Origin of the sequence: Flaviramulus basaltis (genome assembly GCF_900114265.1) — a bacterium.
GTDB lineage: Bacteria > Bacteroidota > Bacteroidia > Flavobacteriales > Flavobacteriaceae > Flaviramulus > Flaviramulus basaltis.
The window spans coordinates 18,749-38,999 of record NZ_FPKV01000006.1 but is presented as its reverse complement, the minus strand read 5'-3'; the positions used below and the strand labels follow the sequence as shown (position 1 = coordinate 38,999).

The 20,251-nt window shown below is 34.2% G+C and carries 4 protein-coding genes; 1 reads left to right on the top strand and 3 read right to left on the bottom strand.

Translation table 11 applies throughout. From position 1 onward, the window contains the following. Positions 1–32 precede the first annotated feature (32 nt). On the bottom strand, positions 33–3,917 hold the full coding sequence (locus tag BT151_RS17485) for a T9SS type B sorting domain-containing protein (RefSeq protein ID WP_072403660.1): 3,885 nt from the start codon (positions 3,915–3,917) through the stop codon (positions 33–35). A gap of 118 nt (positions 3,918–4,035) precedes the next feature. Here BT151_RS17485 and BT151_RS18685 point away from each other — a divergent pair, with 118 nt between their 5' ends. Beyond that, positions 4,036–4,191 carry a hypothetical protein gene (locus BT151_RS18685; protein ID WP_171946660.1) on the top strand — a complete coding sequence of 52 codons (156 nt, stop codon included), beginning with the start codon at positions 4,036–4,038 and terminating at the stop codon, positions 4,189–4,191. A 98-nt stretch (positions 4,192–4,289) separates the two neighbouring features. Here the strand turns inward: BT151_RS18685 and BT151_RS17480 are convergent, their stop codons facing one another. Beyond that, positions 4,290–17,441 carry a hypothetical protein gene (locus BT151_RS17480; RefSeq protein ID WP_171946659.1) on the bottom strand — a complete coding sequence of 4,384 codons (13,152 nt, stop codon included), beginning with the start codon at positions 17,439–17,441 and terminating at the stop codon, positions 4,290–4,292. Between the two features lie 421 nt (positions 17,442–17,862). Then, positions 17,863–20,250: a PorP/SprF family type IX secretion system membrane protein gene (locus tag BT151_RS17475; protein WP_072403658.1), complete on the bottom strand. Its 2,388-nt coding sequence runs from the start codon at positions 20,248–20,250 to the stop codon at positions 17,863–17,865. Position 20,251: the final 1 nt, after the last annotated feature.

The following is a 20,251-nucleotide window of genomic DNA, read 5'->3' as shown; positions in this document are numbered from 1 at the left end:
TTTAATTTAATAGCTATTACTACTAATTTTATTTATCTATAAAGTGTAAAGTGTCCAACAAATTCTCTATCATCTCTCTCGTCATTTAGTTTTACTATATACCAGTAATCTCCTGAAGGAAGCTCAATACCTTTATACTTACCATCCCATTTTTGACCAACTCTTAATGTTGAAACCTTACGCCCATATCTATCAAAAACATTAACTGTTAAATTTTGATATTGGCTTGTACAACCTGGTCCCCATTCATCTTGATTACCATCATTATTAGGTGTAAAGTAGTTTGTAATACAAACATCAATATATTCAAAGAATCTACTAGCTACAGTTGTACAACCATTACTATCTGTTACTGTTACTGTATAATTCCCAGATTTATAAATAAGGAATGTGTTTGTATTATCGTATGAATCACTACTAGAATCAAATTCATGTTGAACTTCGTATTCATAAATCCCAGATCCACCAGTTGCTGATGCCACAATTTCGTTTATATTACCATCTGCAAGTGTAAGTTCTAATGGGTCATATTGTTCAATTTCAAAAGTGAAAGATACCTCACAAGTATTAGTGTGTCTAACCGTTACAAAGTGGTTACCTGGAACAATATCCATAAATCTATTATCAAGCTGATAAGCTCCACCATCTATTGAGTAATCCAGATCAGTAAGGCTTACCAAGGTATCATCAACCGTAATAGTTAACATATTAGTTGATGCGTCTGAATTATCTGTACAATAATCAATATCAAGCTCTGCATTAATACGAACTGACTCTGGAAAAGTTATATTCCATTCAGATTCACAACCTTGATTATCTACTACATAGACCGTATGATCACCACCTGCTAGTCCTGTAAAATCAAATTGTGTTTGCGTTAAGCCACCAGTATTATAAGTACCATTTATACTATCTAAACTTAAACTATACGGCATACTTCCTCCAGAAATATCAACACTAAACTCACCATCTAACTCACCTTCGCAAGCCTCTGGAATAATTGAATTTGGCACAATAATTAACATTATTGGAGTTGGCTCTGCTACAGTAAAATCAATAAGTACATAGCAACCTAATTCATCTTGTACTATAGCTTGATAATCTCCAGCAACTAAGTCTTCAAAAATAGATGTATCGAAAAACTGATTCAATTGAGGTGAAATAGCATATTTAATTATACCTGTACCTCCTGTAGCAACAATTTCCATAATCCCATCATTACCTCCACTACATGCAACATCTGTAACAGAAAAAGATACTTGTAAAGCAAATTCAGGTTCAGTAATTTCAACTTGTGCAGATACTTCCTCACAATCTACTCCACTAGTTACTCTAACTTGGTAAATACCTGCTATAAGTTCTGTAAATACTCCTGGACTATTTTGAGTTGGTACAGGTGTTATGTTTGTTCCAGATGCATCTTGTAATATATAAGTATAATTACCCAATCCACCTATAGCTTCTGCCACAATGACTCCTGAAGTATCTCCAGTACAATTAATTTGTGCATTTGTAGTATCTATATTTACTATTAGTGTTGGTAATGGATCTATAGTAATTTCATTTGATGCAGTAGGTCCACAACTATTAAGATCTCTAACATAATATTGATATGTTCCTGGTGTTACTGGGAACGTTGTATCTGATGTAAAAGTCCCTAAAACTGTTGTGAACGCCATAGTATCACTATACTCATATGGTCCTGTACCTCCAGTCGCACCTAATGTTAAGGTTGATTCTATTAAACATGTTTGTGATGATGTTTTTACTAATGTAGATTGTATTTCTGTTGGTTGTGTAATCACAATATCTGCAGTAATAAATTCACAATTATAACCATCTCTAACAGTAACATTATAAGTTCCTGCTCCTAATCCATTAAATACATTAGAAGTTTGAGGTCCAGATGATGTTAATGTTGGTGAAACCATATTAAGTGTATATGTATAATTAAATCCTTGTCCACCTGTTACATTACTTACTGTTATATTGGCATTTGTATCTCCAAAACAAGAAACAAGTGCTGGTGTTGCAATCGCCTGAGCATCAATTGGAGTTGGAATTACCAATACTACATTTGTAGTTGCAATACATCCTTGACTATCTCTTACACTTACAGTATAATCACCTGCTGTTAAACCTGTAAAATCATATATAAGACTGTAAGCTGAAACAACAGTTCCTCCTGTTAATTCTAACTGATATTCGTAATCTCCTGGCCATCCACCAGTAGCACTCGCAGAAATTGATCCATCATTATTACCACTCACACAGGTAATTTCTGTATGTGTTTGAGTAATTGCTAAAGCTGCTGTTGGTGCAGTTATTGTAAAGTTTTTACTAATTGTACAAAACGGCGTGTTAGTTAAATTTGCTGTTATCGTATAAGTACCTGCTACCAAACCAGAAATAGTAGTTGGTCCAGCATTTGCTACTGTACCTGATGTAACTGGATTACCTAAAGCATCTAAAATATTGTAGCTAAAGGCTCCAGACTCATCTGTTGGTGTTGGTACTCTATCTATAAAAGTAATATCAATACCTCCATCAGAATCACTAAAACAAGTAACATCAACTACATTATCTATAGTTAGGTCAAAAGTATTTGGCTCATTAACATAATGTGTTGTTTGTAAGCTACAATCTGTATCTAAATTAACAACTGTAATTAAGTAATTAGCTATTGGTAAACTAGTAAAGATTCCTGTTGTGTTAATTTGACTATAAATACTTCCAACTAAAGCGCCATCAACATCTTCTACAGTGTATTCTAAATTTGTTGGAGTACCACCTATACTAGTCACAGAAACTGTAATGTCTTCATCATTAGTACAAGTTATTGCATTATCAACAGTAACATCTAAAGTATCTAACCCTATAAATGGCTGAATAGTTGCTGTTGTGGTACCCAAACAACCATTATCATCATAAACATTTATTGTATATGTACCACCTGATAAATCAGCTTCAGTATATACATTATTAGCATTAGCTTGAACAATGGTTCCTCCTTTTATAAATTCATAAATAGTATAATTTAAAGAACCTCCTATTACACCATTTACCGTAATGGTTGCATAATTAGTAGTGTTTGTATTTGCTGTACAAGCATACTCCTCTACCACTGGTGCAGGAACTGTAATAGCATCTGGCTCATTAACTGTCTCAACTTGCGTTAGTATACAATTTCTTCCAGAAGTCACGGTAATATTATATGTGCCCGCAATTAAGTCTGAAAATACATTTGATGTTTGTGTGGTAACACCTCCATCTAAACTATAAGTATAAATAGGATTATCATTGCTAGCAGGTAAATTAACGATTATGTTACCATCATTACCACCATTACAACTTACATCTGTAGGTATTGTTGTAAATGTTACAAGCGTTGGAGCATCTACAGTTACATTTATATCTCTTGTACATAAAGTTGTAGTATCTGTAATAGTTACTGTATATGTACCTGCTGGCACACCAGAAATCACATTTCCTATAATAGTAATTGACCCTGCAGTTGGACTAATAGAATACGTATAGTTTCCAGAACCTCCTGAACCTGTCATTGTAATTTCACCGTCATCATCTGAACAACTAGGTAAAACTGTTATTGATGGTGATAAATCTAAAGTTGGATAAACTGTTACCGAAGTTGCACTAATAGCTTCACAACCATTTGCATCTCTAACAGTTACAAAATAGCTACCCGGTGTAGATACTGTAAATGTAGAACTTGATTGGAATCCACTTCCTATAGAATACGTATAAGGAGCTATTCCTGTAGTACTTGTAACAGTAAATGTATAAGGATTTCCAGTTAAGTTACATTGGTTTGAAGCCAATGCAGGAACTGTAACTGTTGGTAAGGGATCGGTATCAATAACAACATCAATTTGAGTTGTACACCCATTGGTATCCATAACCCAAACATCCCAATCTGTATTAATTGCTGGATCTAAAACGACACTTGCACTAGAGGTATAATCCGCTAATGTAGGTGCTACTCCATCTTGTACAAATGCATACCTGTAATTTGGAGTGCCTCCATTAGCTTCTACAGTTACTTGTGCTCCAAAATTACAATTTGCATTAATATTTGTTATTTCTGTAAGTGTTAATACTGTTGGTTCACTTACTAAAATGCTTACTGTATCGTCACAACCTGTAGTCTCATCTGTTACGATGATGACTTGATTTCCTATTGTTAACCCTGTTAAACTAATGGTTGTTGCTGTTTGTCCTGTACCTGTTGGTACTCCATTAATCGTATAACTATAGGTGCCTGCAAAATTTCAAACTGTAAAATCAACCGCTCCATTTGAACCGCCATTACAACTCACATCACTTACCAATAATCCTGATACTGCAATATTTGTTACTGGAGTTACCGTATAAGATTCTGTATAAGTACATCCATTGGCATCAGTAACAGTGAAGGTATAGGTATCTGGTGCTAATCCTGTAAAAGTACCAGATGAAGCCCCTGTTGTATTACCTACTTCACTTGCTGGTGAAATAATTTCATAACTAAGAGTTCCTACGCCATTAGTAGCGGTAAGTGTCACATCACTAGTTACAGCTAAACAGGTTACTGCGGTCGCTGTAAAATCTAAATCTGTTGGAATATCTAGTGCTGGTACAACAACATCTATTGGTGTTACTATTGTACAGCCATTAGCATCTTTTACATAAGCAGTTACTGTACCTGCTGTATAAGTTGAATATGTGCTCGTAGCAGTATAATTTACACCGCCATCAAAACTATAAGTATATGGTGCTGTTCCGCCACTTCCTGTAATAGTAACTAAGGCTGGTTGTGTCGCATTACCTGCTCCACAAGTAAGTCCTTGTGTTAATGCTCCTAAACCTCCAACTAATGGTGGTTCGTTTATAGTTACAGAAGTAGGTGCTGAATCACAACTTTTACTATCTCTTACAACCACACTATAAGGACTTCCCGCGAAGTCTAAACCATTAAATACATTCGAGGCTTGGAATGTTGTACCTCCATCAATACTATATTGATAAGGAGCAATACCACTACCTGCTGTAACGACAATACTACCATCTGAACCACCATTACAGGTAACATCAGTATGTACTTCAGTTAGTGTTGGTGTTGTTCTTGGAGTAACTATTATTTCAGATGATTCTGATTGACATCCTTGTGAATCAGTAACTCTAAATTGATACGTCCCATCTGTTGTTGTTGTATATGGAGACCCTGGAATTACCGAATATCCACCACTATTAAAATTAACTTCATAAGTCGAGTAGGTTCCTGTTCCTCCGCTTGGTGTTAAATCAATACTTGCATCAACTGCACAAGTTAAATCTTGAGTCATATTTGCGTCTAACAACAATGGAGATTCTACGACATAAGTTGTTGTTGCTATACAGCCATTTCCATCTTTTATAAATAAATCATAAGTTCCTGCTGCACTAATTGTAAAGGTATCACTAGATTGATATGCGCCCCCAATACTATAGCTTAAAGGAGTAATAGGTGCACCTGTACCTTCAACTAAAGTGATATTAATTGGTGTGCCATCAAAACATTGTTGCGCCACTGGATTGATTGTTGGTAAGGGATCGGTATCAATAACAACATCAATTTGAGTTGTACACCCATTGGTATCCATAACCCAAACATCCCAATCTGTATTAATTGCTGGATCTAAAACGACACTTGCACTAGAGGTATAATCCGCTAATGTAGGTGCTACTCCATCTTGTACAAATGCATACCTGTAATTTGGAGTGCCTCCATTAGCTTCTACAGTTACTTGTGCTCCAAAATTACAATTTGCATTAATATTTGTTATTTCTGTAAGTGTTAATACTGTTGGTTCACTTACTAAAATGCTTACTGTATCGTCACAACCTGTAGTCTCATCTGTTACGATGATGACTTGATTTCCTATTGTTAACCCTGTTAAACTAATGGTTGTTGCTGTTTGTCCTGTACCTGTTGGTACTCCATTAATCGTATAACTATAGGTGCCTGCAAAATTTGAAACTGTAAAATCAACCGCTCCATTTGAACCGCCATTACAACTCACATCACTTACCAATAATCCTGATACTGCAATATTTGTTACTGGAGTTACCGTATAAGATTCTGTATAAGTACATCCATTGGCATCAGTAACAGTGAAGGTATAGGTATCTGGTGCTAATCCTGTAAAAGTACCAGATGAAGCCCCTGTTGTATTACCTACTTCACTTGCTGGTGAAATAATTTCATAACTAAGAGTTCCTACGCCATTAGTAGCGGTAAGTGTCACATCACTAGTTACAGCTAAACAGGTTACTGCGGTCGCTGTAAAATCTAAATCTGTTGGAATATCTAGTGCTGGTACAACAACATCTATTGGTGTTACTATTGTACAGCCATTAGCATCTTTTACATAAGCAGTTACTGTACCTGCTGTATAAGTTGAATATGTGCTCGTAGCAGTATAATTTACACCGCCATCAAAACTATAAGTATATGGTGCTGTTCCGCCACTTCCTGTAATAGTAACTAAGGCTGGTTGTGTCGCATTACCTGCTCCACAAGTAAGTCCTTGTGTTAATGCTCCTAAACCTCCAACTAATGGTGGTTCGTTTATAGTTACAGAAGTAGGTGCTGAATCACAACTTTTACTATCTCTTACAACCACACTATAAGGACTTCCCGCGAAGTCTAAACCATTAAATACATTCGAGGCTTGGAATGTTGTACCTCCATCAATACTATATTGATAAGGAGCAATACCACTACCTGCTGTAACGACAATACTACCATCTGAACCACCATTACAGGTAACATCAGTATGTACTTCAGTTAGTGTTGGTGTTGTTCTTGGAGTAACTATTATTTCAGATGATTCTGATTGACATCCTTGTGAATCAGTAACTCTAAATTGATACGTCCCATCTGTTGTTGTTGTATATGGAGACCCTGGAATTACCGAATATCCACCACTATTAAAATTAACTTCATAAGTCGAGTAGGTTCCTGTTCCTCCGCTTGGTGTTAAATCAATACTTGCATCAACTGCACAAGTTAAATCTTGAGTCATATTTGCGTCTAACAACAATGGAGATTCTACGACATAAGTTGTTGTTGCTATACAGCCATTTCCATCTTTTATAAATAAATCATAAGTTCCTGCTGCACTAATTGTAAAGGTATCACTAGATTGATATGCGCCCCCAATACTATAGCTTAAAGGAGTAATAGGTGCACCTGTACCTTCAACTAAAGTGATATTAATTGGTGTGCCATCAAAACATTGTTGCGCCACTGGATTGATTGTTGGTAAGGGGTCTTTAATAATACTTACATCTATTGATTTTATACAACCATAGGCATCTTTTACATATACTGTATAATCATCTTCTGCGCCTTCAAAAGTATTTGAGGTATTCCATCCTAAATCCGTTGCAATTGGAGCTGTAGCAGTATCTAATAAAAATTGATACTCATAAGGAGCAGTTCCATTTTGTGCTATTGCAGAAATCACACCTAACTCATTACAATTTTCGTTTCTTGTTGATGAAGCAGAGATTGTTAAATCTATGGCAGATTCGGTTATATTAAATGGTATTGTTGCTACACCACATCCTGCATTCGGTCCTGTTGTTTCTTCTATAACTACAATATAATTTCCAAAATCCAATAGACCTAAATTAGTAACCGATAATGTTCCGTTTGATGGAACAGTCCCAAATCCAGTAACAGCTGTCGGTGTTATTGAAGCAAGTGATTGTGAATCAAAAACCTCATAAGTAACATCAGTATCAACACCATAAGTACTTGTTATATCAAAACTTACATTTCCATCAGCACTACCAATACACGTAATATTTTTTGGAGTTACTCCAGTAATAGAAAGTGTTGAATTTGTTTTAATAGGGGTCGTTGCTGTTTCATAATAATAACACTTAGTATCATCATCATAAACTATAAACGTATAAGTCACATCTGGAATCAATCCTGTAAAAGTTGTAGAAACTGGTGATCCAGCCCCTAATTGCCAAATAGGTGTTCCATCATAAACCATTCCAGGACCTGTATATATTGCAAAATAGAATGGACCAGAACCTGTTATACTTGAAGATGCTCCTATACTTACTTCTGCTTCGCCTCCAGTAGCACAATCAACTGTTGTGGCAATATCAATATCTAAATCATCTGGAGGTGATGCCACTAAAATATTCTGTTCTATAACAGTACATCCATTGGTATCTGTAATAATAATTTCATATAAACCAAAGTTAACAACTTCAAAAACTTGAGTTGCCCCTGTTTGATTTAAAACTTCTTGATTATAGCCATTTACTCCAGTTACGTGATAAGTATAATTTGGTGTACCTCCTACAACAGAATTAATTATTATTTGTCCTAATGAAACACCACCTGCACCACAAGTTATTGGATCCACATCAAAATCTAGAATAATTGGAGTTGGTTCGTTAATTGTAATAGTATCTGTATCAAAACATCCGTTAGCATCTGTAAGTGTTATTGTATAATCCCCTGCAGCTAAACCTGAAGTTTGAGTTCCATAATTAGTTCCTGTTGTATCATTGTTAACGTTAATTACAAAAGACGCTGTACCAACTGTATTATCAAAATTAACTTGAATTGCAGCAGTATCTTCACCACTACATAAAATAGATTGTGTTTCTGTAAGACTAGTTATTACAGGATTTACTGGTGTTGTAACAGTTATAATATTAGTTTCCTGAGTACATCCATTAGCATCAGTTATTCTAAACTGGTAATTACCTGCAATAGCTGTTGTATAAGGAGAACCTGGAGTACTAGTATAAGTAGCACCTCCATCTGTACTAACTTCGTAACTATAAGGTGCATTACCACCAGAAACTGAAATATCAATGCTCGCATCTGTAGGTGCTGGTGAACATGTTATGTCTTTAGTTAGAAGTGCACTTGTTGTAAGAGGCACATAAACCACTGTTGGAGTTGCACTTGTTGCTGTACAACCATTCGCATCTCTAATTGTTACGGTATAACTTCCTGGAGTATTTACTGTAAATGTTGGACTCGCTTGGTACGATGCCCCGCCATTAATACTATATTGGTATGGTGTAACACCTGATGCACCTGTAGCTGTAAATGTAAATCCTGAATTTGCTGAACATTGATTTGATGCTAAAGTTGGTGTCGTTACCGTTGGTAAAGGATCTGCTGTAATAGTTATTGTATTCATTGTAATACAACCATTAGCATCTTTTACATAAACATCCCAATCTAAATCTGAAGCTGAATTAGTATCTACAGTTATAACATTACTACTTGCATAGGTTCCTGGAGCTGCTGCTCCTGAAACCACTGCGGCATAAGTATAACTTGCTGTTCCTCCTGATGGTGTTACTGTAATTTGTGAATTATCCTCTGTACAATATACATTTGTAGAGGTTGCGGTAAAAGTTAAACCTGCTGCTGGTTCTGTTATTACAAGAGTCGCATCTGCTGTACATCCTGTAATATCATCTGTAACCTCAACGGTATAACTACCTGCTATTAATAATGTTAAATCAACAGTGCTTCCTGCTTGAGCTAAAGTTCCTGAACCACTTGTTATAGCACTTGTATAAGTTCCCGAAAATCCTGATACTGTATATTTAATGGCTCCTCCATTATCTCCAAAACATAAAACATCACTCAACTTTAAGCCTGTAATAGTTATTGGAGTTACTGGATTTATAGTATAAGATTCTGTATAATAACATCCATTAGCATCAGTCACTCTAAAAACGTAAGTCCCTTCTGTTAATCCTGAAAATGAATTTGATGTTTGCTTACCTACAATTATTGGTGAAGGAGAAATGGTTTCATATTGTAATGCGCCTACTCCGTTTGTAGCTGTTAAATCTACCGTTGAGGTTGTTGCTATACATGTAATTGCAGTAGATGTAAAAGTTAAATCTGTTGGTGGATCTAAACGATTTAATGTAATATTTTGAGCTGAGGTTAAACAGCCATTTGCATCTCTTATTACATAAGAAAAAATTTGATCCGATCCATTATCATTTACAGTTAACGTATTACTTGCACTAAAGTTTATTCCTCCATCAAAACTATATTGATACGGTGAAGTTCCTGTTGTTGGAATAGCAATTGTTATTACTGCTGATTGTTTTGTATTGGTAGCACTACAACTAAAAGCTGTTGCACTAGCTGTAGCTACTAATACTGTTGGTTCAGCTATTGTTGCAGCTACACTTGATGTACAGTTTTTACTATCTCTTATATAAAATGTATATGATCCTGCTGGCAAACCTGTAAACAATGAAGTTGCTGTAAAGCTTACATTGTCATCACTGTAAGTATAACCTCCTGAGCCCCCTGAGCCTATTAATTGCACAGAACCATCAGAAGCACCATTACAATTAGCATCTGTTGTTGTTGCTGTAGCTACTGGATTTGTTATAGTGTCTATAGCAATTGTACTCGTTGAAGTACAACCATTAGTATCTGTAATTTCAAACGTATAACTATCTACATCTGCAAGAGAAACTGAATATGTAAATGTTGGTCCCGTGATAGATGCACTTGGTGCACTTGGTGCGCCAGCTCCTTTTTGAACTGTATATGTAAAAGGTGTACTTCCTCCTGAAATAGTAACCGTAATTACCGCATCTGGTGATGCTGAACAATCTAATTCTTTTGTTACTGCAGCTATTGAAGTTAATGGCGCATAAACCCCTGTTGGAGTTGCACTTGTTGCTGTACAACCATTCGCATCTCTAATTGTTACGGTATAACTTCCTGGAGTATTTACTGTAAATGTTGGGCTTGCTTGGTATGATGCTCCTCCATTAATGCTATACTGGTATGGTGTAACACCTGATGCACCTGTAGCTGTAAATGTAAATCCTGAATTTGCTGAACATTGATTTGATGCTAATGCTGGTGTCGTTACCGTTGGTAAAGGATCTGCTGTAATAGTTATTGTATTCATTGTAATACAACCATTAGCATCTTTTACATAAACATCCCAATCTAAATCTGAAGCTGAATTGGTATCTACAGTTATAACATTACTACTTGCATAGGTTCCTGGAGCTGCTGCACCTGAAACTACTGCTGCATAAGTATAACTTGCTGTTCCTCCCGATGAGGTTACTGTAATTTGTGAATTATCCTCTGTACAATATACATTTGTAGAGGTTGCGGTAAAAGTTAAACCTGCTGCTGGTTCTGTTATTACAAGAGTCGCATCTGCTGTACATCCTGTAATATCATCTGTAACCTCAACGGTATAACTACCTGCTATTAATAATGTTAAATCAACAGTGCTTCCTGCTTGAGCTAAAGTTCCTGAACCACTTGTTAGAGCACTTGTATAAGTTCCTGCAAATCCTGATACTGTATATTCTATGGCTCCTGTATTATCTCCAATACATAAAACATCACTCAATTTTAAGCCTGTAATAGTTATAGGAGTTACTGGATTTATAGTGTAAGATTCTGTATAATAACATCCATTAGCATCCGTCACTCTAAAAACGTAAGTCCCTTCTGTTAATCCTGAAAATGAATTTGATGTTTGCTTACCTACAATTATTGGTGAAGGAGAAATGGTTTCATATTGTAATGTGCCTACTCCATCTGTAGCTGTTAAATCTACCGTTGAGGTTGTTGTTGTACACGTAATTGCACTAGATGTAAAAGCTAAATCTGTTGGCGGATCTAATTGTAATAAGATTAATGAACCTCCTGCTGTACAACCTTGTGCATCTTGAACGGAATATGCAATAGTTTGATCTGTTCCATTATCATTTACAGTTAATGTATTTGTAGAACTATATCCTGAACCGTTAAAACTATAAAGGTAAGGTGCTGTTCCTGATGTTGGTAAATCGATAGTAACTAATGCTGATTGATTTGTATTAGAAGCATTACAGCTAAAAGCTGTTGCACTAGCTGAAGCATTTAAGACTGTAGGTTCTGATAATGTAATAGAACCACTAAATACACAATTCTTAGAATCTCTTACTTGATAAGCGTAGTTAATTCCTGCACTTAACCCTGAATATAATGACGTTGTGGTGAATGCACTTCCATTAAAACTATATTCATAAGGTCCTACTCCATCAGCAGGTATAATTTGTACTGAACCATTAGCATCTCCGTTACAACTTGGTTCAACCGAAGTTGTTGTTGCTGTTGGGTAAGATATAGGGTTAACTGTAATTACATTTGAAACTATTGGGCAACCATTATTATCTGTTACTTGAAATTGATATGTTCCGTCTGTTGTAGCATCATAATTAAAAGATGTCCCAATAGATCCTAAATTTGTATAAGCACCTCCATTAAAAGATACTGCATAAGTATAAGGTATATATCCGTCTGAAATAGCACCAGTTATAACAGCATTAGGAGAAACAGTACAATCTAATTCCTTTGTAAGAGCTACACTAATCGATATTTGTGGCTCAATGGTTTCTGTTGGTAAAGTAAAAGTACAACCATAAGCATCTCTTACTATTATAACATAATTCCCTGATGCTAAATTACCAAATACTGGATTTGTTTGAAAAGCACCTCCGTTAATATTGTATTCATAAGGTGGTTGTCCGCCAGAAGCAGAAACCTCAAGACTAGCTCCATTGGTTCCATCATAACAATAATCGGCATTAATGATGGTAGCTGTAGGAGGTATTGGATTTACTAAATTTAGTGACGTTGTATCTGTACAACCATTAGCATCTGTTACTCTAATTATATAATCTCCTGCACCTACACTTGTTAAAACACCACTACCTGGAAAGTTTGATATTAAATTTAAAGAAGTATCTAATAACTCGTAAGAATAAGCTGCTGTACCACCAGTTGCTGTTGCAGTAACTGTTGATCCATCAAGACATGTAATTGGTGTCGCTGAAACTGAAACAACAACTGCTGTTGGAGAACCAATGTTTTGATTGAAATTAAACTCACAAGTATCTACCGCATCTTCGTAACGTATTTGAACATTATAATTACCATCAGCCAAACCTGTAATAGTGTATGGTGAAGTCATTTGTGTAATCCATGTTAAACCATCTAAAGTATACTGAAAACCTTTAGCAGGATCAAAATTTTGTGCTGAAATAGTTATTGTTCCATCACCAGCGCCTACACAACTTACATCTGTAGCACTTACATTACCTGCCATAAAAGCATTACCAGAACCAATAACAATTGGAAAATCTTTTTGTGCAACACAAGTACTAGGAAGTTGATAAACAGAAATATCATCTATTGCAACATCATTTCCACTAGTTAACTGCACATTTGATCTAACAATAAATCTTAAGCTAGTATTAGCTCCAGGATTTAAAGTTATAGGTGTTTTTGGATAGTTTTCCCAAGCTTGACTTTTTGGAATATTACCTGTAGAAAAAGAAGAAATCTCATTACCAAATGCATCAACCAAAGCAACTTTCAAATCTGGATCAGCCTGATTACCTGATTTCAGTAAATTCATAGCAAAAAACTCTACATTAATAGGTTGGTTAGGAATAATATCATCTATAAATTTTTCATATAAAATTTCATTTGCTGGAATTGTAGCTCCAATATTAACTACCAGAAACCTTCCTTTTGGCGTTGATGGACTTGTTGCTGGTGTATGATCTACAGGTCTCATCCATGCTCCAAATGGTTTTACAATATTAGCAGTTACTGAATATTGTCCGTCATTTATAGTTATATCTCCTCCACACTGTGTCGCTGGAACTTGTCTTTCAAAACAGTAGTATGTTGGATTCATCCCAGGGGATGAAGTATCTTCTCCATAACCAAAAGTTTCATTTAATAAATTACTAAAAGTTGGCACCGTTTTTAATTGGTAAGTCACAGTTATAGTGTGAGAACCATCTGATACATTTAAGAATGTAGTAGGATCTGATATATTTGGGTTTTCTACACCATCTATTAAGTATGTGTAATCATATGAATTAGAGGTAGTGTTTGTAACAGTTACTGTTGAATTAGCTGATCCATTACAATTAAAATCGGGATCTGAAACATTTATAGTTGGTGCCACGGGTTCGGGATCTATTGTAATATCTGCCATTGGAAAAACACACCCATTAACATCTCTTATATACAAAGTGTAAGTGCCAGGAGCAAGATATTCTTCATTTATGCTTGTCCAAGTTCCCTGATTATCAAAACTATATTCATAAGGTGCAACACCTCCTTGAGGATTTGTAATACGAACTCTTCCTTCACCTGAAGGCCCACAACCTGCCAATTCTGATACCCCAGCAGTAGCAGTTATAGCAGTATCTGGTTGATCTATGATTATATCTTGCGGAGAACTAAAACATTCTGTTCCGTTTAATGAATATTTTATAATACCCTGATAAGTTCCCGAATAAAGATTTGAAAATGTTGGATTAGTTACATAAGTCAAACCATTATCTATGCTATATTCAACTGTATATCCATTAGCATTTGTAATATTAAATTGTATTTCACCTGAATTATCATTATAACATAAAACATCAGTTTTTGTAATATTAAAAACAGGTTGAGGAATTTGATCAACGGTAATTGATGTTTGTGCAGAACAGTTATTCGAATCTACAACAGTTATGTCAAAAACTCCAGAAGAAGTTACAACAATTGTTGGAATAGTCTCAAAATCTGTACTACCATTAAGAAAGTAAAAGTAAGGTGGTGTACCACCAACTGGGTATACGGTAATCTCTCCATCTTCACAGGTTAAAGGTGTTGTTAAAGCTGATGTTGCTTCTAATAATGGAGGATCAATTATTTGAACAGTATCTGTAAAAACACAACCATCTTCAGTAGAAATATCAATAGTATATGTACCAGGATTTAAGTTTGAAAACGTATAATCTCTATCAACTATTGGTCCTACACTGTTAACAACTGTGCCTCCTTGAGAAATTGAATAGAAATATTGTGGTCTTACATCATTTACTGCTATAACAACATTTCCTAAATCCCCATTACATAAAGGTTGATTTATAATTGTTGAAACCGTAAAATTACGTTCTCTTATTTGAACATCTGGAACTGTAAAAATACATGGGTTTGGTGAAACTCCAATTTGTCTAATATAAACAGTATAAAGATCGGGTGCAGTGATAACAAATGTATTACTACTTTGATAATTTGTCCCATCAATACTATATTCATAACCACTAGGTACTCCTCCAACAACAATTTCACCTTGTGTAGTACAAATTATATCTCTTTTAGTTACTGTAGGTGTTAATATATTAGAATAAACATTAAAATAGAATTGGTTAAAACATCCTCCTGGATAATTTACAGTCAATCTAAATTGCCCAGCTGTATCTGCCATATAGTCTGACCCTGTAGCTACTTGATTCCAAATACAACTTTTATCTTCATTAGCACAATCATTATCTACAACAGCACTACAACTCGTCTCATCTAATCTCTCCCAAATTAACGAAGTGGTATCTGACAGATTTGTTTGAATAAATTTTCCACCAGCACCGCCACACAAGAAAATATTTGGTAACTGCTTCCCATCATTAGGACAGGTTACAACCTGATCTGCATAAGGAATTACTGGGTTATCAACATTAGCACCAAATGTAATAACTTCAAATTCTTTATTTGAAGATTGACAAGGTGCTAATGCGGTATTACGAACATAATATGTTCCAGTAGTTGTAATTGTAATTGTTTGAGTTGTTCCTATTACAGGTGTTCCTGAAGAGCTGGTTGACCATTGATAAGAATCATACCCACCAGGAGCCGTTAGGTCAGTACTTCCACCACACAAAATAACTTCTTCACTATAAGTACAATCTGAAATATCAGCTAAAAAATTTGTTGCTTGTGGTGATAATAAACAACCATTATTAGCATCATAACTAGGATCATCTGAAATAATAAAAGATGGATTTAATTTACTTCTATATGTAGCATAAGCTTGATTATTAACACTGTCTGCACAGGCATCATTTAATAAGTTACAAAATGAAACAACCCTAACACTAAAACGAATTTCTGTTACTGGACCAAACTCTTCTATTAAAGAATCATCAACTCTAAATATAATTTCTCTGGTAGCTGCATCATAACTTTCAATAGTAACCCCTGTAGGTAGTGGCTCTATATCTGATGGATAGTTAAAATCTATATTAGCAGGAAGTATATCTCTAATAGTAAAATCTGTGGCATCATCATTTCCTATGTTTTGAAAACCTATAACATAATTTAACTGCTGTGCTAAATCTACAACTTCCCCTCCTATATCATTTCCAAGCTCATCTTCTACAATTTTTGTTAATACAATATTAGGTTCAATAATATCTACAGCAAAAGAAGTTACAAATGCTCCAAAACCATCACCACTAGTAGTTAATCTTAAATCACCAGCTGTGGCATCGTTTGGCAAAACTGAATTAAGTGGATTTGGTATTATAACGTTTGCTATATCGAAACCAAGAACATTTGTACCATTAGGATTCCTATTATTCATATAGGCTCCTTCATTTGTAATTTTAGAATTAAAAAAATTATTATTTGAATTTAAGGCATCACTCAATTGGGTATAAGAACCAGATGTACTAGCTTTAAATCTAAATGTATCTCCACTTATTCCTAAATCACCTTCTAATGCAGCTACACCAATTTTAGCGTTTACTGGTAATGGTGCTGGTAATGTTTGAAATCCTGAAACTGGAATATTTAGTGCTGTACTCCCTTGAACTCCCGCATATCCATCAAAAACAGAAATAAATTTACTTGGCAATTGAGGACTTTCATAAATAACTACCAATGTCCAACCAGCTGCACAACCTCCATTTCTACTTCCTCTTGTTGCTCTTAAATTAGCTACAGTATATGTACCATCTGCTTCAGATAATCCTTGCAAATAATTAGTCACATTTTTATAACATACTATAGGTGAATCTTTAAAAGAATTATTAATATTCCCAGAATCATAACCATCAAAAATTATATCATCTTCTTCTCCTACAGGATCAGCATTATTATCTGCTACCAAATCAATAAACCCTCCAGTAGGCAATTTAAACTTTACTTGATTCCAATCTTCGAGTCGAGTCGTCCCTGTAAAACTCTGACCACCATTAGTTCCAACTTCATTAGGATAAACAGAAGCCCAATATAAACCTGCATAAACTATACTTTTACATGAATTATCTAGGAATAAATCTGCTGTACTTGAACTAAATATATTTGAATCACCTCCACTGGCTACATTTATATATTCTCCTTCGTAATTATTATTATTACCTCCACCATTATAAGGAAGCGGTAAACCTTTACCTGTAATTATTGTATTTCCTATTAAAATTACATCTCCTTTTACTTTAATATTACCTCCTGGTAGTCTAGGAGAAAAAGGTACTGCTAATTGTGCAAATGCAGTATTACTAGCAATAGTTAATATAACTATCAATAAAAAACTAGTAATCCTTTTCTTAAGTAAGAAAAAATTTGAATTTGGCTTAAAAAAACTTCTGAAAATAAAAAATAAAAATGTTGAAGAAGTAGGGGTTCTCATGGTGGTTATTATTAGTATTTCTTTATTTATGGAGTTTAAAAGAAATAATACTATTTGATTGATATATTCAAGTTTTAGTACCTATAAGTATATTCTTTCTTGAAAAACCTTTCAACGATATTTTATCGCTTTTAAACGCTACTAATATCATAATAATTTTTGTTAAAAAGAAAAGAAATCTAACATTTTTTGCATTTAATCGATGTTTTTAAGCGTTTAAACGAATTTAAATATATTTTTGTATGAAAAAACTTAAATTATTGTTTTAATGTAACCATTACTTTACCAAATAAAACACCTAATTAGTAGACATTTATTAGTTTTCTATTTTAACTATAGACATTTTACTGTTGTAAGGCTGGTTTCCTTTTGCATCAATTGCACTTTTAGCACTTTGAACATCATCAAACTTCATATAGTAAATGAAGTACTTACTTGTGTTTACATCGTAAAAGAAATTTACATCACCTTGTCCTGCCGACACTGCTTTTGTTAAGAAATCATCTCTTTTAGATACATCACTATGAACTGCTAATACTAAATAGTAACCACTTTCAACATTTTTAATGTCTTTTACTATTTGAATATTACTACCTCCTACTTCACCAAAATCAAAGTCATCAACCTCTAATGGCACAGAACTTATTGGTGTATTTTCTTTAATTACTTTTAAAGCTGCTTTATCTTTAGTATATCTTACCTCTTCATTATCGTAAGCAGCACGTTTTATTCTTCGTTTTCTTTCAAAATCTATTGCTACTTTAATATCATCTAATGCTGAAATTAGATCTTTTTTTGCTTGTAATGCTTCTTGCTGTTCTGATTTTAAATCTTCTATAGCTTTTAAATAGTAAGCATTAACTTCATCTTCTTTGTTAGGAACACTTTCAAGTCTTTTATTATAAAGATCTTCTAATTGTGAAATCTTATCATTTTGAGATTCTATAACATCATCAACTTCTGATTTTAAAGATTCTAAAAGTGCATTTTCAGCAGAAACACTTTTAAATGGTTTTGGCTGTTTATAAATACCTTGTTCACTTAAATCATTTTCTTCTTTTAAATCATCAAGATCTTTTTGTTTATTATCTACAGCTTCACCTAATCGTTTTAATAATCCTTCTTGTTCTATTTTAGAATTCTCTGTTAGTTTTGCTAGACTTTCTAATGCAATAGCATCTCTATCATTAGCAACAGGAATAATTAATCCATCCAATTTAACAGTATCAACTTTTTGTTCTGCTTCTAACCTTTCTTTTTCTTCTAAATCTGCTTTAGCTTTTGCCTCTTCTGCCAATCGTTTTGCTTCTGCTTCTTCTTTAGCTTTTATTTCTGCAGCTAATCTTAATTGTTCTTCTGCTTCTAATCTCGCTTTTTCCTTAGCTAATTCTTTAGCTTTAGCTTCATCTGCTTCTTTCGCTTTTAGATCTGCCGCTACTAATCTTGCTTGTTTTTCGGCTTGCAGTCTTGTTTGTTCTTCAACTAGAGCTTTATTTTCTTCATCTGCTAGTCGTTTTGCTTCTGCTGCTTCCTTAGCTTTTGTTTCTTCAGCTAATCTTGCTTGTTCTTCTGCAAGAGCTTTAGCTTCATCTTCCTCCTTAGCTTTATTTTCTGCAGCTAATTTAGCTTGTTCTTCTGCGTCAGCTTGATTATCAGCAATATCATTATTTTTTACGTCTGTATTTGTTGATGGTCTGCTAACAGGTTTTTTGGTAGCTACAGAACGCTTAGGTTTTTTATTATAAATAATTAATGCTTCCTCATCATCATCACCACTATAACTATATCTATATCTATTTTTAAACTTATAAGCTAATGTAAATTCATGAGAATTTCCAAAGTTTGATAAATCTCCAATAGCTTTTTCATAATTATACTCTAAAGCTATTTGGCTAGTGATATTTAGACCTACACCAGCAGAAACACCATACAAACTATTATAACCTGCCTGAGCCCAAATTCCTTTAGGTATAGTAAGCATCATTATGCCAGAAATAATTGTTTCATCTTTTTTGAATTCTGAACGTACTAAGCCAGAAAATTTACTTTCATCAAAAAAACCGCGACTATCAATATATCCTGTATACATAATATGACCTTGAATACTTTGTTCTGGGTTTTCTTCAATTAGCTTAGAGCTTTTAAGATTGTATAGAGCAAGGTTATTTATGGCCAAACCAAAATCAAAAAATTCAGTTCCGTAATTTATACCTGGATTTATTGTAATTAAAGTATTTGACGGTATGTTTTGTAACGATGGGTCTGGAAAATTTGTTACCAAATTCCCTTCATCAATACCACTTTTATACACACCAACATTTGCCCCAAAAGTTAAATTTTGATCACTATCTAAAATTACGTTGTATGCGAAATTTAATAGGCCTCCAAAAGTGGTTAAAACACCATAATTTTGTTGAAATAGTCCAATACCAACACCCATATTTTCATTAAATCTACCTGAATAACTTAATAAATAAGTTTGAGGAGCATCATCAAACTCCACCCATTCTCTTTTATTAGAAAAACTAATATATTTATTTTGTTCTCTAACAAAACTGAATGTTGGGTTTATGACATACCTATTAAACTTTAAAGAATTTCTAACTGGTAAATTTAAAGCAACAACACCATCTCCATTTTCTTGAGAATGGAATTCTTGTATTGTAATAAAAAATAAAATTATGTATGGTAGATACTTTTTCATC